Origin of the sequence: Streptomyces sp. NPDC059895 (assembly GCF_042731035.1) — a bacterium.
Classification (GTDB): domain Bacteria; phylum Actinomycetota; class Actinomycetes; order Streptomycetales; family Streptomycetaceae; genus Streptomyces.
In genome coordinates this window covers 44,480-64,762 of sequence record NZ_JBHWKO010000005.1, presented here as the reverse complement: position 1 = coordinate 64,762, position 20,283 = coordinate 44,480, and the positions used below count along the sequence as shown (strand labels likewise).

The 20,283-nt window shown below is 71.8% G+C and carries 17 protein-coding genes and 2 tRNA genes; 14 read left to right on the top strand and 5 right to left on the bottom strand.

The genetic code is table 11. From position 1 onward, the window contains the following. Nucleotides 1-8: 8 nt before the first annotated feature. Nucleotides 9-569 carry a CGNR zinc finger domain-containing protein gene (locus tag ACFV9M_RS07730; RefSeq protein ID WP_385072821.1) on the bottom strand — a complete coding sequence of 187 codons (561 nt, stop codon included), beginning with the start codon at nucleotides 567-569 and terminating at the stop codon, nucleotides 9-11. Between the two features lie 230 nt (nucleotides 570-799). After that, on the bottom strand, nucleotides 800-1,213 hold the full coding sequence (locus ACFV9M_RS07725; protein WP_004002642.1) for an SsgA family sporulation/cell division regulator: 414 nt from the start codon (nucleotides 1,211-1,213) through the stop codon (nucleotides 800-802). A 191-nt stretch (nucleotides 1,214-1,404) separates the two neighbouring features. Here ACFV9M_RS07725 and ACFV9M_RS07720 point away from each other — a divergent pair, with 191 nt between their 5' ends. The 7 genes from ACFV9M_RS07720 to ACFV9M_RS07690 all read left to right on the top strand — a co-directional run bounded on the left by ACFV9M_RS07720 (nucleotide 1,405) and on the right by ACFV9M_RS07690 (nucleotide 10,126). Then, on the top strand, nucleotides 1,405-1,860 hold the full coding sequence (locus ACFV9M_RS07720; RefSeq protein ID WP_385072823.1) for a TIGR02611 family protein: 456 nt from the start codon (nucleotides 1,405-1,407) through the stop codon (nucleotides 1,858-1,860). A 76-nt stretch (nucleotides 1,861-1,936) separates the two neighbouring features. Next, nucleotides 1,937-2,008: transfer RNA gene (locus ACFV9M_RS07715), tRNA-Val, on the top strand. A 1,478-nt stretch (nucleotides 2,009-3,486) separates the two neighbouring features. Continuing rightward, on the top strand, nucleotides 3,487-4,773 hold the full coding sequence (locus ACFV9M_RS07710) for an ABC transporter substrate-binding protein (RefSeq protein ID WP_385072061.1): 1,287 nt from the start codon (nucleotides 3,487-3,489) through the stop codon (nucleotides 4,771-4,773). Nucleotides 4,774-4,787: 14 nt separating this feature from the next. Then, nucleotides 4,788-5,744 (top strand): carbohydrate ABC transporter permease, encoded by a 957-nt coding sequence (locus ACFV9M_RS07705; protein WP_385072058.1) that lies wholly within the window; start codon nucleotides 4,788-4,790, stop codon nucleotides 5,742-5,744. Then, a complete protein-coding gene (locus tag ACFV9M_RS07700) occupies nucleotides 5,741-6,616 on the top strand; it encodes a carbohydrate ABC transporter permease (protein ID WP_385072056.1) in 876 nt (291 codons plus the stop codon). The genes ACFV9M_RS07705 and ACFV9M_RS07700 overlap by 4 nt, the downstream gene beginning before the upstream one ends. Before the next feature lie 11 nt (nucleotides 6,617-6,627). After that, entirely contained in the window at nucleotides 6,628-7,218 is a 591-nt protein-coding gene (locus ACFV9M_RS07695) for a hypothetical protein (RefSeq protein ID WP_385072053.1), read from the top strand. 169 nt (nucleotides 7,219-7,387) lie between these two features. Beyond that, nucleotides 7,388-10,126, top strand: coding sequence for a Tat pathway signal sequence domain protein (locus tag ACFV9M_RS07690; RefSeq protein WP_385072050.1), 2,739 nt, complete (start codon nucleotides 7,388-7,390; stop codon nucleotides 10,124-10,126). A gap of 50 nt (nucleotides 10,127-10,176) precedes the next feature. Here the strand turns inward: ACFV9M_RS07690 and ACFV9M_RS07685 are convergent, their stop codons facing one another. Beyond that, nucleotides 10,177-12,525 (bottom strand): SCO7613 C-terminal domain-containing membrane protein, encoded by a 2,349-nt coding sequence (locus ACFV9M_RS07685; RefSeq protein ID WP_385072047.1) that lies wholly within the window; start codon nucleotides 12,523-12,525, stop codon nucleotides 10,177-10,179. Nucleotides 12,526-12,619: 94 nt separating this feature from the next. On the opposite strand from ACFV9M_RS07685, the gene ACFV9M_RS07680 reads away from it, so the two are divergent. The 3 genes from ACFV9M_RS07680 (at nucleotide 12,620) to ACFV9M_RS07670 (ending at nucleotide 14,057) form a co-directional block, all read left to right on the top strand. Continuing rightward, nucleotides 12,620-13,066 (top strand): SRPBCC family protein, encoded by a 447-nt coding sequence (locus tag ACFV9M_RS07680; protein WP_385072044.1) that lies wholly within the window; start codon nucleotides 12,620-12,622, stop codon nucleotides 13,064-13,066. Nucleotides 13,067-13,105: 39 nt separating this feature from the next. Further along, nucleotides 13,106-13,177: transfer RNA gene (locus tag ACFV9M_RS07675), tRNA-Val, on the top strand. A 118-nt stretch (nucleotides 13,178-13,295) separates the two neighbouring features. Then, on the top strand, nucleotides 13,296-14,057 hold the full coding sequence (locus ACFV9M_RS07670; protein WP_385072042.1) for a DUF2207 domain-containing protein: 762 nt from the start codon (nucleotides 13,296-13,298) through the stop codon (nucleotides 14,055-14,057). Nucleotides 14,058-14,115: 58 nt separating this feature from the next. Here ACFV9M_RS07670 and ACFV9M_RS07665 read toward each other — a convergent pair whose 3' ends face one another. Then, a complete protein-coding gene (locus ACFV9M_RS07665) occupies nucleotides 14,116-14,841 on the bottom strand; it encodes an exonuclease domain-containing protein (protein WP_385072040.1) in 726 nt (241 codons plus the stop codon). A gap of 190 nt (nucleotides 14,842-15,031) precedes the next feature. Here ACFV9M_RS07665 and ACFV9M_RS07660 point away from each other — a divergent pair, with 190 nt between their 5' ends. From ACFV9M_RS07660 to thrS, 3 genes are all read left to right on the top strand, one after another. After that, on the top strand, nucleotides 15,032-15,598 hold the full coding sequence (locus tag ACFV9M_RS07660) for a DUF4365 domain-containing protein (protein WP_385072037.1): 567 nt from the start codon (nucleotides 15,032-15,034) through the stop codon (nucleotides 15,596-15,598). Continuing rightward, nucleotides 15,595-16,821 carry a hypothetical protein gene (locus ACFV9M_RS07655; protein ID WP_385072035.1) on the top strand — a complete coding sequence of 409 codons (1,227 nt, stop codon included), beginning with the start codon at nucleotides 15,595-15,597 and terminating at the stop codon, nucleotides 16,819-16,821. Before ACFV9M_RS07660 ends, ACFV9M_RS07655 begins: the two co-directional genes overlap by 4 nt. A gap of 91 nt (nucleotides 16,822-16,912) precedes the next feature. After that, nucleotides 16,913-18,889, top strand: a complete 1,977-nt coding sequence (thrS, locus tag ACFV9M_RS07650; RefSeq protein WP_385072032.1) for a threonine--tRNA ligase — start codon at nucleotides 16,913-16,915, stop codon at nucleotides 18,887-18,889. 28 nt (nucleotides 18,890-18,917) lie between these two features. Here thrS and ACFV9M_RS07645 read toward each other — a convergent pair whose 3' ends face one another. Then, nucleotides 18,918-19,586 (bottom strand): potassium channel family protein, encoded by a 669-nt coding sequence (locus ACFV9M_RS07645; protein ID WP_385072030.1) that lies wholly within the window; start codon nucleotides 19,584-19,586, stop codon nucleotides 18,918-18,920. A 67-nt stretch (nucleotides 19,587-19,653) separates the two neighbouring features. On the opposite strand from ACFV9M_RS07645, the gene ACFV9M_RS07640 reads away from it, so the two are divergent. Further along, nucleotides 19,654-20,217: an HIT family protein gene (locus ACFV9M_RS07640; RefSeq protein ID WP_385072027.1), complete on the top strand. Its 564-nt coding sequence runs from the start codon at nucleotides 19,654-19,656 to the stop codon at nucleotides 20,215-20,217. The last annotated feature ends 66 nt before the right edge of the window (nucleotides 20,218-20,283 follow it).

Sequence of the window (20,283 nt, the reverse complement as noted above, 5' to 3'; positions counted from 1 at the left end):
CCGGCTGCTCAGCCCGCGGCCTCCTTGCGGCGTGCGCGGTACGCGGCCACGTGCAGGCGGTTGCCGCAGGTACGGCTGTCGCAGTATCGGCGGGAGCGGTTGCGGGAGAGGTCGACGAAGGCGCGTCGGCAGTCCGGGGCCTCGCAGCGGCGCAGCCGTTCCTGCTCACCGGCCACCACGAAGAAGGCCAGCGCCATCCCGCAGTCGGCCGCCAGGTGATCGGCGATCGACGCGCCCGGCGCGAAGTAGTGCACATGCCAGTCGTAACCGTCGTGATCGGTGAGCCGGGGCGTGGTGCCGGCGGCGGCCACCAGTTCGTTGATCAGTGTGGCGGCGGCGCGGGGGTCGGGTGCCGCGAAGATACCCGCGAACCGGGCTCGGATCTTGCGCACCGCGGAGAGGTCGAAGTCGGAGAGCACACCGACGTCACTGATCTCGTGCTTTCGTACAAAATCCGCGAGGCCGGCGACGTCCGGCAGCCCGTCCTGTGCGCTGTCGTCGTCCGGTGCGGTGTTGACCAGATCCACCACGGCATCGAGTGCACACCGGGTGTCGTGGGTGATCAGCACGTTTCGCTCCCTGGCCTGGGGGTCGGGCGGACGCCCGCCGATGCTGGCCGATGGTAGCCGCACCGGACCGCCGAGCCACGGCCCGTCGACGCCGTGGACGCGCACCGGACATGCCGACGCCGCGCCACGGTGACCCGTGGCGCGGCGCCGGCGCATGCCCTATGCGATTGTCCTGGCCCGAGCCGTCTCCCCGAGTGGACGGCGCCGGGCGGCTCAGTGGGAGCTTCGCCCTAGCTTTCCGCCAGGATGTGCGAGAGCTCCTGATCGAGGTCGAAGTGGCGGTGCTCCGTGCCCGGGGGCACAGCCGCGTCCGTCCGCTTCAGGAAGGATTCCAGGGCCCGCGCCGGGGCCTCGAGCAGAGCCTCGCCCTCAGGAGAGCTCAGGGCGATGCACACGACGCCCTGACCGTGGCTGCGCGACGGCCAGACACGGACGTCGCCGGTGCCCGTGGGCCGGTGCAGGCCCTCCGCGAGGAGGTCGCGGGCGAACACCCACTCGACGGTCTCCTCGGCTCCGGTGTGGAAGGTGGCGTGCACGGCGTAGGGGTCGGCCGTGTCGTACCGCAGGCCTGCGGGGACAGGCAGGGAGGACTCGCTCGACACAACGAGGCGCAGGTGCAGCTCGCAGCTGACCGTGGTGTTCATAAGCGCCAGGGCCTTTCGCTCAGTGTGCGCTCGGGGATTCGCACGTCGGCGAAATCGACATGCCACCTACGGTGCCGTTGTAAACCCCTCTGAGTGTTTTGCGTGCCTTTATGTAACTCTTCCGGCCGAGAGATCGTTCGGGGAGTGCCACCATTACGGTGACCGGAATCTCTCGGGTAGGGTTGGCCTGTATGAATACGGGGAGTGACGAGCCGGGCGAGGTAGCCATGGCGGCGGAGGACGCGAAGACCGACGGGGCCGCGCAGCAGGAGCAGGGGCTCGGCTCACGGGCGCCGGAATTCGTGAAGGCCCGCCGCGTCCTGCACCTGAGCTGGCAGGTCGGGATCTTCGTCGTCGGCCTCGCGGTCGTGGTGGCCGGCATCATCATGCTGCCGTTGCCCGGACCCGGCTGGGTCGTGATCTTCGGCGGCATGGCGATCTGGGCGACCGAGTTCGTCTGGGCGCAGCTGGTCCTGCGCTGGACCAAGCGCAAAGTCACCGAGGCGGCCCAGCGTGCGCTCGACCCGAGGGTGCGGCGGCGCAACATCATCCTGACGTCGATCGGCCTCGTGATCATCGCGGTGATCGTCGGCATCTACCTGTGGAAGTTCGGCCTCGAGATGCCCTGGAACATCGAGGACCAGTGATCCGCGGCAGGGGCGCACAGACCGGCCGGCCGGTCACAGGCACCCCCTGACATGGGGTAATGTTCTTCCTGCGCCCGGGCGATTAGCTCAGTGGGAGAGCGCTTCGTTCACACCGAAGAGGTCACTGGTTCGAACCCAGTATCGCCCACCCGGCATGGCGGCCCGTCTGCGACAGAGCAGACGGGCCGCCGTCGTGTGCCCGTCCTACGTCTCCCTCCCGACGCGCCGCCGTACGCCATCCTCTGGACGGGTCGCCGTAAGCCCTCCTCCCCTGACGTGCCGCTGTACACCATTCTCTCGACGGGCCGTCGTACGTCTTCCTCCCCGACGCGCCGCTGTGCGCCATCCTCCCGACGTGCCGTCGTGCGCCTTCCTCCCCGACGCGCCGCTGTGCGCCATCCTCCCGACGTGCCGTCGTGCGCCTTCCTTCCGACGTGCCGCCGCGTGCCGACGCCCTGCGCCGTCGGCGGCGCAGGGAACCGCCCGAGGGCTCGTGCCGGGCCGTGCCGTGGCCTGGCACGGCCTGGCACGGCCTGGCACGGCGCCTCCGGTCGACATCCGCCGGGACCGGCTGTCGGGAGGGCCGGAGAGGGCGCAGGGGTCTCCGAGGGCGGCGAAGCGGGGCGGGGGCGACGTGCGGGGATCCGGGGCCCCCGTCGCCGGGAGGGTCGGCGGCGGGGGCCCCGGATCCCCGCTCGACGGTTCGCGCCACTTCGCACCCTCGCCCCCCTTCGACCGGCCAATTCCCCTCCTACCGGGGTGGCGGGCTGGGCCGTCGTGGTCCATCCTTGCCGCTCAGGCACATACCGCCACCCCGGCGCAGGCCGCCACGTGGGCACAGCAGGCCGCCACCTGAGCACAGCAGGCCGCCACCTGAGCACAGCAGGCCGCCTCCTGGGCACAGGATGCGCCCCGGCACAGTCGGCCGGCGCGCGTTCCCGTGTGTGGGGCGCCGCTGGCCGGTGAGGCCGTGCGTGGGGTGGCGGCAGGGGAGAGCGGGTGGTGGACGGGTGGTGGCGGCAGGAGGCCGGGTGGCGGGATGTGCGGCAGCAGGCCGGGGGGCGGGATGCGCGGTGGCGGCAGGGAAGGCCGGATGGCTGGACGGGCACGCGATCACGGGTCTCCGCCCCGGTCACGGGTCTCCGCCCCGGTCACGGGTCTCCGCCCCGGTCACGGGTCTCCGCCCCGGTCACGGGCGCCATGGGCGCCATGGGCGCCCGCCCCAGCACGACCCCACCCCCTCCCGGCCGGCCGGCGCCTGCCCCGTACGCCTTTCCTCACGCGCCACCACCCCGGCCCCCTGCCCCTGCCCCTGCCCCTGCCCCTGCCCCTGCCCCCATCCCCGCCCCCGTCCCCGCCCCGCCGTCGGCGAATTCCGGCCGCTCCCGCACCCCCGCCAACCCCCCGCCCGCCGTCCGAGCGGCCGAACGTCCGCCTCTCACCTGTGCTTTCTCCTCGTCGTCGACGGGGTGTCAGTCACCCGCTCCGCCGCCGACCCGCGCCCGCTCGTCAAGAAATTCCTGTCCGAATCATTGACGCTCCTCCGACCCCCTCGTACCTTGTGCCAGCAAGCGCTTTCTTGAAACGATTCATGCAAGCGGCAACGACGCTGCGGGGAGGCCGACTGTGGGAGCCAGCAGGAATGTTGAGAGGCGAACGATCCTGAAGGTGGCCGGGGCATCGGCGGCCACCCTTGGGCTGGCCGCCACGACGGGGTGCGGAGGCGGTAGCGGTTCCGCCGACGGGACGGTGACGCTCCGTTACGCATGGTGGGGTGGCGAGCCGCGCACCATCGCCATCAAGAAGACGATCGCACTCTTCGAGAAGAAGTTCCCGAAGATCAAGATCAAGCCCGAATTCACCGACTACGAGGCGTTCTGGGAGAAGTTCCAGACTCAGGCTTCCGGTGGGAATCCGCCGGATGTTTTCCAGAACGCGGTCGCTTTCCTGCGCAAGTACGACAAGCGCGGTGTCCTGCTGGATCTCAAGACGCAGGCGGACGCGGGGAATCTGGACCTCGAGAACTTCCGCAACGGCGTTCTGGCGAACGGTCAGGTCGACGGCAAGCAGATCGGCATACCCGTCGGCGCCAACACCATGGCGCTCGTCATCGACGTCAACGCCTTCAAGAAGGCGGGCGTCGAGGCGAAGTTCGGCTGGACCTGGGACGAGTACTTCGACGCGCTCCAGACGATCCAGGACAAGCTGAAGATCGCCGGCGACACGGGCTACTTCAGCATCATGTACCTCTACGACCTGTACCTGCGTCAGAACGGCAAGGCCTTCTTCACCGACTCGGGCCTCGGCTTCACCGAGGACGACCTGACGCAGTGGTGGGAGGACGGCTACAAGCGCGTGAAGTCCGGGCTCGTCGCCGACCCGAAGAAGATCGAGCAGGTCAAGCCGAAGTCCGGTCTCTCGGCGGGGCTCGCCGCGTCCGAGTTCACCTGGGACAACTTCTCCATCCGCTACGAGGGCGAGGGCGAGTCGGACTACGGCCTCGCGCCGATCCCCACCGTGAACGGCAAGGACACCGGCCAGTACCTCGGTTCGCTGCTGCTCAGCGGCTTCTCCGGCACCAAGCACCCCAAGGAGGTCGCGCAGTTCATCGACTTCATGGTGCACGACCCCGAGGTCGGCAAGATCATGGGCTACGACCGCGGCCTCCTCGCCACGACCGAGCAGTACGAGGCCTTCACCCCCACCGACGCCAACAACAAGGGCGTCGCGACGTACGAGGAGGAGGTCGCCGCGGCCGGCGTCCTCGGGAAGATCACCCCGCACCCGTCCGGCGCGGACATCGTCGAGGCGGCGTTCCTGCGCATCGGCGGCGAGGTGGCCCAGGGCAAGACCAAGCCCGCCGCCGCCGCCAAGACGCTGTTCAACGAGGCGAAGGCCGCGTTCGCGGGCTGAGGGGACGTACCACCATGACGCTCGTCAAGGAAGCGCCCGCGCGCTCGGCCGGGAAGCGGCCCGCCGCTCCCGTCGCCGGGCGGCGCGGGCGGCGCCGCGAGAACCTCGCCGGTTATCTCTTCATGTCGCCGTGGATCGCGGGGTTCCTGCTGCTCACGGCGGGGCCGATGATCGCGTCGCTGTACTACGCGTTCACCAGCTACAACCTGTTCACGCCGCCCCAGTGGGTGGGGCTGGACAACTTCACGACGATGTTCCAGGACCCGCGCTGGCAGAAGTCGGTGCAGGTCACGCTGAAGTACGTCGTCGTGGCCACTCCCCTGAAGCTCATCCTCGCGCTCGGCGTGGCGCTGCTGCTCGCGCAGAAGCGGCGAGGACAGGGCCTGTACCGGGCCGCGTTCTACATGCCCTCGCTCATCGGCGCCAGTGTCTCCGTGGGCTTCGTGTGGCGGGCGCTGTTCTCGGACGACGCGGTCGTGGACCGCACGCAGAAGATCTTCGGTCTCGACGTGGGTGGCTGGATCGGCAACCCGGACTACATCATCTACGCCCTGGTGGCCCTGAGCGTCTGGCAGTTCGGCGCGCCGATGGTCATCTTCCTGGCCGGCCTCAAGCAGGTCCCGCAGGAGCTGTACGAGGCCGCCGAGATGGACGGGGCCGGACCGTTCCGCAGGTTCTGGAACGTCACGCTGCCGATGATCTCCCCGGTGCTCTTCTTCAACGTGCTGCTGGAGTCCATCCACGCGTTCCAGGTGTTCGGCTCGGCGTACGTCGTCTCCGACACCCGGTGCGGGCCCGCCGACGCCACGCTCGTCTACACCTGCTACCTCTACCAGAAGGGCTTCAAGGAGGCCCAGATGGGCTTCGCCTCCGCGATGGCCTGGACGCTGGTGGTCGCGGTGGCGCTCGTGACGGCGGTCCTGTTCTGGTCGCAGAAGAAGTGGGTGCACTACGAGGAGGCCGCCAAGTGACCACTGCCACCAGCCCTGTGGTGCGTACCGCCAGCGAGCGGCGGCGCACCGGATCGATCGCCTGGCACGTGGGCGCGCTCCTCGTCCTCGCGGTCGTCCTGTATCCCGTCATCTGGGTGGTCGGTGCCTCGTTCAAGCCGAGCAAGGACATCATCGCCAGCCTCGACCTGCTGCCCACCGAGCCGGTCTGGGCGAACTTCTCCGGGCTCGCCGACGGCATCTCCGGCATCGCCATCAGCAGCTTCTTCGTCAACTCGCTGATGTACGCCGTCCTCGCCGTCGTCGGTGTCGTGGTGTCCAGCTCGCTGACCGCGTACGCCTTCGCCAAGATCCGGTTCGCCGGGCGGAACGTGCTGTTCACGCTGATGATCGGCACGCTGCTGCTGCCGTATCACGTCCTGCTCATCCCGCAGTACGTGATGTTCCGCAACCTCGAGCTGGTCGACACGCTGGTACCGCTCGTCGCGGGCAAGTTCCTGGCCACGGAGGCGTTCTTCGTCTTCCTGATGGTGCAGTTCATGCGCGGCCTGCCGCGCGAGCTGGACGAGGCCGCCAAGCTCGACGGCTGCGGGCACCTGAGGACCTACTGGTCCATCGTGCTGCCGCTGTGCCGCCCCGCCATCATCACCAGCGCCATCTTCACCTTCATCAACGCGTGGAACGACTTCATGGGGCCGTTGATCTACCTCAACACCCCCGAGAAGTACACGGTCTCGCTCGGCCTGATGATGTTCCGCGACCAGGAGGGCATCTCCAACTACGGCAGCATGATCGCGATGTCGCTGGTGGCGCTGGTGCCGGTCATCGCCTTCTTCATGGCCTTCCAGCGCTACCTCGTCGACGGTATGGCGACGTCCGGACTGAAGGGCTGAGACGGTTCACCATGGCGAACACACGCGTGAAGGCACGCAAGGAGTCCGTGTTCGGCGAGCGCTTCGCGCTCTTCGCCGAGTCCCTGCTCACCGGCGTGTGGATCGCCGTGGCCTGTCTCGGGGTCGTCACCTACCCCGCGGCCTTCGCCGCCGGCGCACGGCATCTGCGGCGGCGTACCCGGCATGAGGACGGCGGCTGGCGGGACTTCGCCGCCGACTTCCGGACGGCCGTGCGCGGAGGGTGGGCCGTCGGGCTCGTCGGCTGGGCGGCGGCGGCCGCGGTCTGGATCGACGTACAGGCCGCGCGCGCCGGGCTCCCCGGCGGGCCGCTCGTCGGGGCCGTGGGCCTGTTCGCCCTGATCGGGGCCGTGGTCGCCGGTATGCGCGCGGCCGCGGTGTGGACGCCGGGGGACTCCTGGCGCTCCCTGCTCGCCCAGGCGGGCCGGCGTACCGTGCTCGACCCTGCCGGATCCTTTCTGCTCACCGCCGGGCTCGCCGTGGTCGCCCTGTCCGGCATGTTCGTCGCGCCGCTGGCGGTCCCCGTCCTGGGGGCCGTCGCGGCGGCGGCCGTCGCCGTCGAGGAGCGTTACCGGCACCGCTGACGGGCGGTGCTCCCTCCCGGGCCGGCGCCCCGAGCGCCGCCCGAGGTGGGTATCGGCACCGCTGACGGGCGGTGCCCCCTTCCCGGTCCGGCGCCCTGGACGCCGTACCTCTATCTGTCATGCCCCTGACCACCCCCTGCATCCCGCACGGAAGGAAAGGCTGCATCCCATGTCTCCCATCCCCCGCAGGTCCCTCCTCAAGGCGGCAGCCGTCGCCGGCGCCGCCGCCCAGTTCAGCTGGGCCCTGGGAGCGAAGGACGCGCAGGCCGCGCCCGCAGCCGCGGCCGCCGACGACGACCCGGTGACCCTGGACTGGCTGGAGGACGGCGGCCTCGGCGCCGCCCCCGGCTCCACCCTCGGCGTGCCCTGGCCGATGGGCACCTACCAGGAGGACCAGACCTTCGCGCTGACGGACGCCGACGGCAAGGACGTGCCCGTACAGTCCTGGCCGATCGCCTACTGGCCGGACGGCTCCCTGAAGTGGACCGCCCACGCCGTCAGCTCCGGCACCGGCAAGCTCACCCTCACCGCCGGCACCCCGGCCGCACCCGCCGCCAAGGTCACCGTCGACAAGAGCGGCGGCACCATCGACGTCTCCACCGGCGTCATCACCGCGAAGATCGGCAAGGACGGCGCCACCCTCATCAAGTCGGTCAAGCGCGGCTCCACCGAGATCGCCAAGAACGGCCGCCTGGTCCTGATCCGCCAGCCCGAGATCGAGGACGAGGACCAGGGCAGCGTCAAGACCGAGCGCTTCGACGGCGCCATCTCCGACGTCACCGTCGAGCAGGAGGGCCCGGTCCGCGCGGTCGTCCGGATCGACGGCAAGCACCGCAAGGGCAGCCGCAGCTGGCTGCCGTTCTCCATCCGGCTGTACTTCTACGCCGGCGCCGACTCCTTCCGCATGGTGCACACCATCACCTTCGACGGCACCCAGGAGCCCGGCAAGGCCAGCGGCGACTTCATCCGCGGCCTCGGCGTCCGCTTCACCGTCCCGATGCGCGACGAGTCCTACGACCGGCACATCCGCATCGGCGGCGAGGGCACCGGCCTGCTCCGCGAGGCCGTCAAGGGCATCACCGGCCTGCGCCGCGACCCGGGCGCGGCCGTCCAGGCGGCCCAGTACGCGGGCGAGAAGCTGCCCGACCCCTCCACCTGGGACCAGCGGGTCACCACCCGGCTCCAGTACATCCCCGAGTGGGGCGACTACACCCTCTCCCAGCTCTCCGCCGACGGCTTCACCCTGCGCAAGCGCACCAAGAAGGGCTACGGCTGGATCGGCGCCGGCGGCGGCAAGCGGGCCTCCGGGTTCGGGTACGTCGGCGGCGTGAGCGGCGGCCTCTCCTTCGGCCTCAGGGACTTCTGGGAGAAGTTCCCCGCCCAGCTCGACATCCGCGACGCCCACACCGAAGAGGCCGAGGTCACCCTCTGGCTCTGGTCGCCCGAGGCGCAGCCCATGGACCTGCGCTTCTACCACGACGGCATGGGCCAGGACACCTACGCCGAGCAGCTCGAAGGCCTCAACATCACCTACGAGGACTACGAGCCCGGCTTCGGCACCCCCTACGGCATCGCCCGCACCTCCGAACTCCTCTTCTGGGCCAACGAGGCCACCCCGACCCCGGAGAAGCTCGCCGAACAGGTCGAGGCCGTCCGCGTGCTGCCCCAGCTCGCCGCCCCGCCCAAGCAGCTCATCAAGGCCAAGGTCTTCGGCCCCGGCCTCTACTCCGAGCCCGACCGCTCCACCCCCGCCAAGGCCAAGATCGAGGACCACCTCGACTTCCTCTTCACCTACTACAAGGACCAGGTGGAGCAGCGCCGCTGGTACGGCTTCTGGGACTACGGCGACATCATGCACACCTACGACACCGTCCGGCACCAGTGGCGGTACGACATCGGCGGCTACGCCTGGGACAACTCCGAGCTCTCGCCGGACCTCTGGCTCTGGTTCGCCTACCTGCGCTCCGGCCGCGCGGACATCTTCCGCTTCGCCGAGGCGATGACCCGGCACACCGGCGAGGTCGACGTCTACCACATCGGCCAGTGGGCGGGCCTGGGCACCCGGCACGGCGTCCAGCACTACGCCGACAGCGCCAAGCAGCAGCGCATCGCCAACACCACCTACCGCCGCTACTACTACTTCCTCACCGCCGACGAACGCGTCGGCGACCTCATGCACGCCAACGTCGACTCCGACGAGACCTTCCTCGTCCTCGACCCGCAGCGCAAGGTGCGCACCGACACCTACACGCCCGACCGGCACGCCCTGTCGATCGGCTTCGGCACGGACTGGAGCGGTCTGGTGTCGGCCTGGCTGACGGAGTGGGAGCGCAAGGGCCCGAAGTGGGAGAAGGCCAAGGCGCGCGTGCTGTCGACGATGGAGGGCATCGCCGCCCAGCCGAACGGCTTCGTGCAGGGCAGCGGCCTGTACGACCTCGACACCGGCCAGTTCGCCGTCGCCACGGCGCCGGTCGTCGGCGTCTCCCACCTCTCCGCCGTCTTCGGCCTCAACGAGCTGTGCGCCGAACTCATCCACCTCGTCGACATCCCGAAGTTCAACGAGGCCTACTACGACTACTGCCGCTACTTCAACGCCACCAAGGCCGAACAGGCGGCACGCTACGGCTCCAACTTCGGCACCCTGCTGCTGTTCCAGGGCCACTCGCGCCTCGACGCGTACGCGGCCGTGCAGACCGGGGACGAGAAGCTCGCCACGCGTGCCTGGGAGAAGTTCTACAACTCCGACGGCTACAAGGAGTCCGCGCCCTGGAAGACGGAGGCCCTCAGCGGCCCCGCCACCCTCGTGCCGGGCAGCGAGGCGGCCTGGGTGTCCACCAACGACACCGCGCTGTACGGCCTCGCCGCCATCGAGAACCTGGCGCTGCTCGGGGACAAGATGCCGTCGTAGCCGGCTGAGGGGGGTGATCCGTGTCGGCCGGATCACCCCCCAGGCCAGGCCTAGTCCATCCTCCCCAGCACCTCCCGCACCCGCCGCGCGTCGCGCAACCGCTGCTCGTAGGTGGCACCCACCGCGAGCAGCAGCAGACCGGCGAGTGCGGGAGGCACCCACCTCGGGACGAGACCGACGACCTGGGCGAGATACGGAGCCAGCTCGTGCAGCGCGTCCAGGGCCAGCACCGAGGCGCCCAGCGCCAGGGGCGCCTGGAGCCGGTGCCGGGCGCCCAGCAGGGTGACCAGCAGCGCCGCGGCCCCCAGCAGAAGCGGGCGCGTCCACTGCGGGTCGCCCCAGGCCGCGGCGAGGCTCGGCAGGAACGTGGCGGCGAGCCCGGGGCCGTACGCCGTCCAGGACGAGGTCTGCGGCACGCGGCGCCGGCGCCAGGCGCCGACGGCCAGGGCCGGGAGGGTCACGGGCAGCGTGTACGCCTCCGGCGTGGAGACGTCCCAGGCGGCCAGCCGGACCCAGGTGGCCAGCACGAAGAGGACTCCGGCCGCGAAGCCGGCGGGCCGGCGGCCGGCGCGGACCGCCGAGGCACCCGTGATCACACCGCACAGGGACAGCACCAGCGCCAGCATGGGCGGATCGGTCACCGCGAGACCGACGGCGAGCACCCCGGCGGCCGCGCCCGTCACCTCGACCGGCACGGTCGCCGGGGACGGTCCGAGCCGGGCGGCGAGCAGGGCCGCGGCCGCGGCGACCGCGAGGACCGGCAGTGCCGTGTGCGCCGCCGGCCAGTCCGCCGCCGCGCCCGCCGCGCAGGCCAGCGCGGTGGCGTACCCGAGCGCGGCCGGGGCCGTGACCGGGGTGAGGCGAGGCCGCGCCGACACCGTCACGAACAGCGCCGTCAGTGCCGCCAGCACGGTCAGGGTCGCGCTCTGCGTCGCCAGGGACAGCAGGGCGACGGTGACCGAGCCGGCCAGGGAGAGGGCGGCGGCGGTCCACGGGGTGGGCAGGAAGGCCGCTGCCGCGGTGAGGACGCCGAGCGCCAGCAGCGTGAGGACGTAGGGCAGTTCGCAGACCGCCGGGAGGGCCGTGCACGCCGCCCACGCCAGGAACAGCGCCCCGGTCCGGGCCCGGGGACGCCAGGTCTCGTGCCGGACGGCCAGGGCGAGGCTGCCCGCGACGACCGCCAGGACGAGCAGTGCCTGCACCGGGTACGGCGGCCAGGGGGTGTGGACGGTCACCGCGGCGCGGGCGTCCGCGGGCGCTCCCGACCAGGGCCGCTCCAGCCGGCCGAGCGGGCCCAGCAGCACCACCAGGACCAGGGGCAGGGCCCACAGCAGCGCCAGCGCCTGCACCACCGCACCGGCCCGGGCGAGGCCCACCCGCACCGGCTCGGCGAGCCGCCGCCGTACCGCCACGATCGCCACGATCAGGGCGACGCCGCAGGCCAGATGGGCGGGGACCGCCCAGCCGGCGGGCAGCGCCACCCGCAGTGCCCCGCCGCCCGCCGCCACCAGCAGCAGACCGCCCGTGAGCGCCGCGGCCCCCGCCGGGCCCGCTCCCGGCAGCCGCCGGGCGGCGCCCAGCGCGACGGCCGCCGCGAGGACGAGGAGCGCCGCCGCACGGGCGGCGGCGCTCGGACCGGCGGCCGTCCAGGACAGCCAGCCGGCCGCCAGGACGCCCCCGCCGCCCAGCCCGCAGGCGCCGACGGCGGCGGTGGCACGTGCGGACCGTACGGCCACCCGCAGCGCGACGGCAGTGTCGAGGCCGGCCGTCACCAGCAGCGCCGCCGCGACGGCGTCCAGGCCGGCGTCCACCGCGAACATGCCGAGCGGCAGCGGGAGTTGGGCGGCGGCCAGCGCCGAGGGCAGCGGCAGCCGCAGGGCGGGCAGCCCGCGGCCGTACGCCGCCCAGAGCGCCGCCAGCACCGCCGCCGCGACCGCCGTGTACCCGGTGCCGTCGGTACCGGTGAGCGCCGCCTCGCGCAGCGCGTAGGCGTCCAGCGCCGTGAGCGCCAGGCCGAGGCCCGCCACCGACTCCGCGGTCGAGCGCAGCCCGCGCCGCAGCAGCGGCACCGGCGCGGCGAGCACGGCCACCGTGACCGTGCCCAGCACCAGGGCCCGCCCGGCGATCCCCAGATGCCCCCAGCTCACCAGGGTGAACGCGATCGCCGCGATCGTCAGCAGCGTCCCGCCGAGCAGCAGCAGGACGTTCTGGACGCGCGGGGCGCTCGCCTCGGGACGCGCCGCGGGCCGGGGCGGCGGCCCCACCGGCGGCCGGCCGTGCCGCAGCGCGGCGACCACCTGGCCGCGGCGCGTCAGCAACCAGGCCCGGCGGGCGTCCAGTTGCCGCAGTTCGGCGTCGATGAGCCACAACTCCTCGGCCGGGGGCGGAAAATGCGTCATGGATCGGAGTGTGGTCCGTGTCACGCCCGACGGCATGAGCGCGGCTACTCAGGACGTACTCAGATCCGGGGCCGGCGGCGGGCACACTCGGCCCATGGACTGGACGCACTACCGCTTCCGCAGCCTGTGGCACCTGCCCGCGCCGCCCGCCGCCGTCTACGCCGCCCTGGAACGCCCCGAGGACTACCCGCGCTGGTGGCCGCAGGTCCGCGAGGTGACCCGGCTCGACGACACCACCGGCGTCTTCACGATCCGCTCGCTCCTGCCGTACGCCATGACCTTTACCGCGCGCGAGGTCCGGCACGATCCCGGGGCCGGGGTGCTGGAGGTCGCGCTGTCCGGGGACATCGAGGGCTGGGCGCGCTGGACGGTCACCGCGGCCGGAGCCGGCGCGCTCGCCCGCTACGACCAGGTCGTCGACGTCGGCAAGCCGCTGCTCCGGCGGTTCGCCGTGCCCGGACGGCCGGTCTTCCGCGCCAACCACCGGCTGATGATGCGCGCCGGCCGGCGCGGACTCGCGGCCTACCTGCAAGCGGTTTGAACGAAGCCCGCACGGACCTGTATTGTTCAGTCCGTTCCCGGGCGATTAGCTCAGTGGGAGAGCGCTTCGTTCACACCGAAGAGGTCACTGGTTCGAACCCAGTATCGCCCACCGGGAAAAGAGCCGGTCCGCATGATGCGGACCGGCTCTTTCGTGTGTGCTGCGTGGCCGGATACGCTTCCGATCTTCACGGGGCAGGGGAGGCGCCCGTGACGGAGGGGGCCTTTCCTTGCGTACGGAGCAGGGCAGCAGACCGTGGGCGGCCGAGAACCTCACCCGGGCGCGGAGGGTCGTCGCCCCGGTCAAGATCTTCTTCGTCGTGCTGCTGCTCGGCGGGCTCGTCGCGCTCTTCCGGGCGACCGGCAACGTGGAGCGCGTCGACACGATGTGGGTGGGCGCCGAGGTCGCCGCTGACGGCAGCCTCCGTGTCACCGAGGTCATCGACTACGACTTCGGATACCCCGGCACCACCCGGCACGGCATCTACCGGGACCTGCCGGACCTGCCCTACGACGAGGACGCGGCCGGGATCGTCGTCACCATGGACGGCGCCCGGGTCCCCTGGGAACTCACCGTCGGGGACGACCACCGCTTCGCGCTGCGGCTGCGCGCCTGGGAACTGCAGACCCGCACCCCGCGCGGCACCGCCCTCTGGCTCCGGACGGAGGCGTTCCGGCGCTACCTCCTCGACCCGCCCCCGCGCCGGGACGGCGAACCCCTCGACGAGGAAGCGGAACGGGTGGAGCTGTGCACGGCCTGGTCCATGTCCCTCCAGGCGGAGTACCGCTGGCAGCAGGCCGTCGCCGACTCGACGGCCGTCCCCCGGCGGGGCGCGGCCGGCAGGTCCCGGATCGGCCCCGCTCTCGCCCTCGGCCTGGTCGCCGCCGTCGGTTCCAGCACGGCTCCGTCCTCCGGCGGCGGAGGCGGTGGCGGCGACGGCGGTGGCGGCGGTGGCGGCGACGGCGGCGGCGGTGGCGGAGGGTCGTGGTGACCTTGGTGACCTTGGTGACCTTGGTGACCTCCCGCAGCCGCGGCAGGGCGCAGGGCTCCTACGCCGCCGCCGGCAGCACCGGGCGCAACGGCCACGACGTGTCGACCGTCTCCGGTGAGCCGCTGCGCGCGAACCACGCCTGGAGGCCGCGCGCCTGCGCCGCGTGCCAGGACGTCTGCAACGCGTGCAGTTCGGCGGGGGACAGACGCTCCAGCCGGGTCGCGAAGCGCCGGCCCAGCGCCCGCACCACCTCCAGCGCGGCCACCGCGTCCGCCGCCGCGTCGTGCGCGTCGGCCAGCGCCACGCCGTAGTGCTCGCACAGGTCGGTGAGCGTGCGCCGGCCCTTGCGGTAGCGGTCCAGGTGCTTGTCCAGCACCCGCGGGTCCAGCACCCGCAGCGGCGCCGGCTCCAGCCAGTGGCCCAGCGACGAGGCGCGGTGCCGGCGCAGCTCCCGGTCGAGCAGCGTCAGGTCGAACGGCGCGTTCATCACCACCAACGGCCGCCCCGCCGCCGCCTGTTCGGCGAGCAGTTCGGCTATCTCGAACATCACCGGCGACGGCCAGCGGCCGTTGCGGTGCAGATGATCCTCCGTCAGTCCGTGCACCGCCGTCGCCTCGGCGGGCACCGGCACGCCCGGGTTCACCAGCCAGCGGGTCACCCGCGGCCGGAGTCCCGGCCCGTCCTGGACGACGAGCGCGGCCGACACGATCCGGTCGGTCTCGACGTCCACTCCCGTCGTCTCCGTGTCGAACGCCGCCAAAGGGCCCTCGTACCAGTTCGCCATACCTGCACAACCCCTCGTTCACCCGGGGCAGCTGACGTCCCGTCTTCTGCCTGTTTGGTGATACCCGGGCTGTTTGCGCCGTACGCCGGGAGGACACAACAGGAATACGGGTCCTCGCAGTTCAGAGGCTCGACACGGAACCCACTCGACCCCCGGCGCGGGATCGAGTCTGCCTGGAAGGCTGTTGGTCATGGTGATAGCGCAGCCCGAGCGGGGCGGGCTGCTGCCCGAACGGACGGAACCCCAGCGCGGCACACTCGCCACCACCGCCTGCATGGAGACCCTGCAGGTGGGCTACCTCCACGCGGTCGCGGCGGCCGCGGGCTGCTCGCTGTCCCAGCCGTTTCCGGACAACGGCATCGACTGGCACGTCAGCCACAGCGCGCCCGGCCACACCGTCGACGACGAGGTGACCATCAAGGTGCAGCTGAAGGCGACGTACCAGATCCCGCCGAACCCGCCCGGCCGGTCCTTCTCCTTCACGCTCGACAACGACCACCTGAGGAAGCTCGCCCGCACCCCGGTGTCGGTGCACAAGATCCTCGTCGTGATGATCGTCCCCCGGTCCCGGGACCAGTGGCTGCGGGCCGGCCACGACCGGCTCGACCTCAGGCACTGCTGCTACTGGGTCAACCTCGCCGGCCACCCGGTCACCGGCCGGACCCGGACCACCGTGCGGATCCCCACCTCACGCGTCTTCGACGACCGGGCCCTGTGCGAGATCATGACGCGGGTCGGGACGGGAGGCAGACCATGACGCACCGCCCGTACGACGAACCCTCGCGGCCGGTACGGCCCCATCCCGCCGAGCCCGCCTGGCACCGTCCCCCCGAGCCCGCCGACGTCGACCCGGCCGTCCTCGGCGCCCTGCTGCGCCGGCACGGCTGGCAGCGCCGCGGCGGTGCCGCCGGGCGCTACGGCCGCTGGACCCCGCCCGGACCGGGCGGCGCCGCCACCAGCCTGCTGGTGCCCGAGAGCCGCGCCTTCCCCGACAGCGACGACCTGCTCGGCGAGGCGCTCCAGGCGCTGGCGCGCAGCCAGGCGCCCGCCGCGCGGGAGGTGCTGGTCGCCCTCGCCGTCCCCAGCGACGAGGTCCACTGGTGGCGGGACGTCCCGGCCGGGCCCGCGGACGCCGTCGGTACGGCCTCCTGGGCCGTCGAGGAGCAGTTGCGCGGCGCCGCCCGGCAGCTGCTCCTCGCCGCGGCGCTCGCCACCCGGGCGCGGGCCGGCTACCACGGCGCCCGGCACCGGCGCACGGCCGCCGCGGTGCTGGAGACCGTCCTCGTCGGCTCCGCGGCCGGCGGCCGCCGGCTGACCGCGTTCACGCCGGTGGCCGGCGCCCGCCCCCTCGCCGTACGCCTCCACCAGGCGCTGTACGCCGTCCGCGAGGCCATCGACTACCAGCGCGCCACCGGCGGCATGGACGCCTTCGACGGGGCCGTCGCGGCGGGCGCCAGCCGGGAGCTCACCGAGGCGCTGGTCGCCCTCGTCCGGGGCACCGAGGGCGCCCGGGTCGCCGTCGCCTGGGCGCCCGCCGCGGGAGTGCCCGAGGGCTGCGCCGCCACCGCCGAGCCCGTGGAGTTCTCGCCCGGGGACCTGACCGCCCTGCGCGCGGCCGGCGCCCGCTACCTGCGCGAGGAGCCCTCGGTGCCCGTGCGCATCACCGGAGCGGTGGTCCGGCTGCGCCGGTCGGGGCCGCGCGGCGAGGGCAGCGTACGGCTGCGGGTGCTCGCCGGGGCCGAGGTGCCGCACGTCCGGCTCACCCTCGACGAGGACGACTACCGCATCGCGGGACAGGCCCACCTGGTCGGACTGCCGGTGCGGGTGCAGGGGAGGCTGGAGAGCCGGGGCGGGTTCCGCAGGCTGACGGCCGTGCGCGGAGTGGCCCCCGTGCAGGTGGACGAGTCCGAGCGGGACCGGCTGATGAAGTCGCTGTACGAGAATCTGGACTGCTTCGAGGAGGCCTGCGGAGGGGACTGATTTCGCGGTCGGCGGGTGCGGGTCGGTACGATCCCCTATTGCGCGCGCTCCCGGTATGGCGCCGCACCCCACCTGCAGTCAGGAGAGACCGGTGTCAGACGTCCGTGTGATCATCCAACGCGATTCCGAGCGGGAAGAGCGCGTGGTGACGACGGGCACTACGGCCGCCGACCTCTTCGCCGGCGAGCGCTCGATCGTCGCCGCGCGGGTGGGCGGTGAGCTCAAGGACCTCGCCCACGAGCTCCGGGACGGCGAGACCGTGGAGGGTGTCGAGATCTCCTCCGAGGACGGCCTCAACATCCTGCGCCACTCCACCGCGCACGTCATGGCCCAGGCCGTGCAGGAGCTCTTCCCCGAGGCCAAGCTGGGCATCGGCCCGCCCGTCAAGGACGGCTTCTACTACGACTTCGACGTCGAGAAGCCCTTCCACCCCGATGACCTCAAGGCCATCGAGAAGAAGATGCAGGAGATCCAGAAGCGCGGGCAGAAGTTCGCCCGCCGCGTGGTCACGGACGAGGAGGCCCGCGAGGAGCTGGCCGGTGAGCCGTACAAGCTGGAGCTGATCGGCCTCAAGGGCGCGGCCTCCTCCGACGACGGCGCGGACGTCGAGGTCGGCGCCGGCGAGCTGACGATCTACGACAACCTGGACGCCAAGACCGGCGAGCTGTGCTGGAAGGACCTCTGCCGCGGTCCCCACCTGCCCTCCACCCGGCTCATCCCGGCGTTCAAGCTGATGCGCAACGCGGCCGCCTACTGGCGCGGCAGCGAGAAGAACCCGATGCTCCAGCGCATCTACGGCACCGCCTGGCCGTCCAAGGACGAGCTGAAGGCGTACCTGGACTTTCTCGCCGAGGCCGAGAAGCGCGACCACCGCAAGCTGGGCAGCGAGCTCGACCTGTTCTCCATCCCGGAGCAGATCGGCTCCGGTCTCGCGGTCTTCCACCCCAAGGGCGGCATCGTCCGGCGGGTCATGGAGGACTACTCGCGGCGCCGCCACGAGGAGGAGGGCTACGAGTTCGTCTACACCCCGCACGCGACGAAGGGGAAGCTCTTCGAGACCTCGGGCCACCTGGACTGGTACGCCGACGGCATGTACCCGCCCATGCAGCTCGACGAGGGCGTGGACTACTACCTCAAGCCCATGAACTGCCCGATGCACAACCTGATCTTCGACGCGCGCGGCCGCTCCTACCGCGAACTGCCGCTGCGCCTCTTCGAGTTCGGGACCGTGTACCGGTACGAGAAGTCGGGCGTCGTGCACGGTCTGACCCGTGCCCGCGGCTTCACCCAGGACGACGCGCACATCTACTGCACCCGCGAGCAGATGTCGGAGGAGCTCGACAAGACGCTCACCTTCGTCCTCGGCCTGCTGCGCGACTACGGTCTGACCGACTTCTACCTGGAGCTGTCGACCAAGGACCCGGAGAAGTTCGTCGGCTCCGACGAGGTCTGGGAGGAGGCGACCGAGACCCTGCGCCAGGTCGCCGAGAAGCAGGGCCTGCCGCTCGTGCCCGACCCGGGCGGCGCCGCCTTCTACGGCCCGAAGATCTCCGTCCAGACCAAGGACGCCATCGGCCGCACCTGGCAGATGTCGACCATCCAGCTCGACTTCAACCTGCCGGAGCGCTTCGACCTGGAGTACACCGGCCCCGACGGCTCGAAGCAGCGCCCGGTGATGATCCACCGTGCCCTCTTCGGCTCGATCGAGCGGTTCTTCGCGGTGCTCCTGGAGCACTACGCGGGCGCCTTCCCGGCGTGGCTGGCGCCGGTCCAGGCGATCGGCATCCCGATCGGCGACGGGCACGTGGAGTACCTGGAGAAGTTCGCCGCCGCCGCGAAGAAGCAGGGGCTGCGCGTCGAGGTCGACTCCTCCTCCGACCGGATGCAGAAGAAGATCCGCAACGCCCAGAAGCAGAAGGTGCCCTTCATGGTCATCGCGGGCGACGAGGACATGTCGAACGGCTCGGTGTCCTTCCGCTACCGCGACGGCTCGCAGGAGAACGGCATCCCCTTCGACGAGGCCATCGCCAAGATCGCGAAGGTCGTCGAGGAGCGGGCGCAGGTCTGATCCCCCGGTGCGCGGGCCCTCGGAGAGTTCAGTCCTCCGAGGGCCCGTCGCCGTTCCGGCGGTCGCTCTCCAGCGAGAACACCTGGAGCAGCCACGACGAGAACGAGCCCGTCACCGCGCCCAGCAGCGCCAGCCCGCACATCATCAGGCCGACGGCGATCACCCGGCCCCGGGCCGTGACCGGGACGACATCGCCGTAGCCGACCGTGGTCAGCGTCGCGCACGCCCACCACAGCGCGTCCCCGAAGGTGTGCATCTGGGTGCCCGGCGCCCCCCGTTCCTGGTCGTAGACGGCGAGCGAGCACGCGAAGCCGAGCAGGACCGTCGTCACCCCGGCGTAGGCGATCACGCGCGCGTAGAGCGACAGCCGGGGTTCACCGTGCCGGTGCTGGACGGCCTCGTACACCTTGACCACCCGCAGCGGGCGCAGCAGGGGCAGCAGGACGACCACGGTGTCCAGCTTGTGCGCGGGGACGAACCGCAGCCCCTGCCCGCTCAGCCGCCAGCGCACCCCGTAGTCGACCACGAACAACAGCCAGGCGAGGGACATCACCGCCGCGCACAGGTCCCGCCACGCGCCCGGCAGACCCTGGGCGAGGACCAGGATGGCGTACATGCCGAGGAACACCAGTGAGGCGACGGCGAGAGGTAGCTCGGTGCGCTGCTCCCAGCGGGCCTGACGGCCGACTTCGTCCATCGGCCCAGCTTGGCCCGCGCAGGTCGCGCCGCAACCCCGGCGACACGCCGCGAACGGGCGAAGCCATATGCTGCCTTGCATGACGAGTGAGCCGGAACAGCAGATCGGAGTGGGGACGCAGGACGCGTTCCAGCGCCTGTGGACGCCCCACCGGATGGCCTACATCCAGGGCGAGAACAAGCCGACCGGCCCGGGGGCCGACGACGGCTGCCCCTTCTGCTCGATCCCGGCGAAATCCGACGAGGACGGGCTGATCGTCCGGCGCGGTGAGCACGTGTACGCGGTGCTGAACCTGTACCCGTACAACGGCGGCCACCTCATGACCGTCCCCTACCGGCATGTCGCCGACTACACCGACCTGACCGGGCCGGAGACCGCCGAGCTCGGCGAGCTGACCAAGCAGGCGATGACGGCCCTGCGCACCGCGTCCGGCGCGCAGGGCTTCAACATCGGCATGAACCAGGGCTCGGTGGCGGGCGCCGGCATCGCGGCGCACCTGCACCAGCACATCGTGCCCCGCTGGGGCGGCGACACGAACTTCATGCCGGTCGTGGGGCACACCCGGGTGCTGCCGCAGCTGCTGGCGGACACCCGGAAGATGCTGGCGGAGGCGTGGCCGACGGCTTCCTAGGTGTCGTCCCGGAAGGCTCGGGACGGGTGAGCCAGGACTCGGCCACGGGATCCTGAACAGGTGAGG

Excerpts from the sequence above, each read along its gene's own strand:
- ACFV9M_RS07705 (WP_385072058.1), top strand. The coding sequence starts at position 4,788 with ATGACGCTCGTCAAGGAAGCGCCCGCGCGCTCGGCCGGGAAGCGGCCC.
- ACFV9M_RS07645 (WP_385072030.1), bottom strand. The coding sequence starts at position 19,586 with ATGGACGAAGTCGGCCGTCAGGCCCGCTGGGAGCAGCGCACCGAGCTA.
- ACFV9M_RS07725 (WP_004002642.1), bottom strand. The coding sequence starts at position 1,213 with ATGAACACCACGGTCAGCTGCGAGCTGCACCTGCGCCTCGTTGTGTCG.
- ACFV9M_RS07680 (WP_385072044.1), top strand. The coding sequence starts at position 12,620 with ATGGACTGGACGCACTACCGCTTCCGCAGCCTGTGGCACCTGCCCGCG.
- ACFV9M_RS07690 (WP_385072050.1), top strand. The coding sequence starts at position 7,388 with ATGTCTCCCATCCCCCGCAGGTCCCTCCTCAAGGCGGCAGCCGTCGCC.
- ACFV9M_RS07655 (WP_385072035.1), top strand. The coding sequence starts at position 15,595 with ATGACGCACCGCCCGTACGACGAACCCTCGCGGCCGGTACGGCCCCAT.
- ACFV9M_RS07685 (WP_385072047.1), bottom strand. The coding sequence starts at position 12,525 with ATGACGCATTTTCCGCCCCCGGCCGAGGAGTTGTGGCTCATCGACGCC.
- ACFV9M_RS07640 (WP_385072027.1), top strand. The coding sequence starts at position 19,654 with ATGCTGCCTTGCATGACGAGTGAGCCGGAACAGCAGATCGGAGTGGGG.
- ACFV9M_RS07695 (WP_385072053.1), top strand. The coding sequence starts at position 6,628 with ATGGCGAACACACGCGTGAAGGCACGCAAGGAGTCCGTGTTCGGCGAG.
- ACFV9M_RS07665 (WP_385072040.1), bottom strand. The coding sequence starts at position 14,841 with ATGGCGAACTGGTACGAGGGCCCTTTGGCGGCGTTCGACACGGAGACG.
- ACFV9M_RS07660 (WP_385072037.1), top strand. The coding sequence starts at position 15,032 with ATGGTGATAGCGCAGCCCGAGCGGGGCGGGCTGCTGCCCGAACGGACG.
- ACFV9M_RS07720 (WP_385072823.1), top strand. The coding sequence starts at position 1,405 with ATGAATACGGGGAGTGACGAGCCGGGCGAGGTAGCCATGGCGGCGGAG.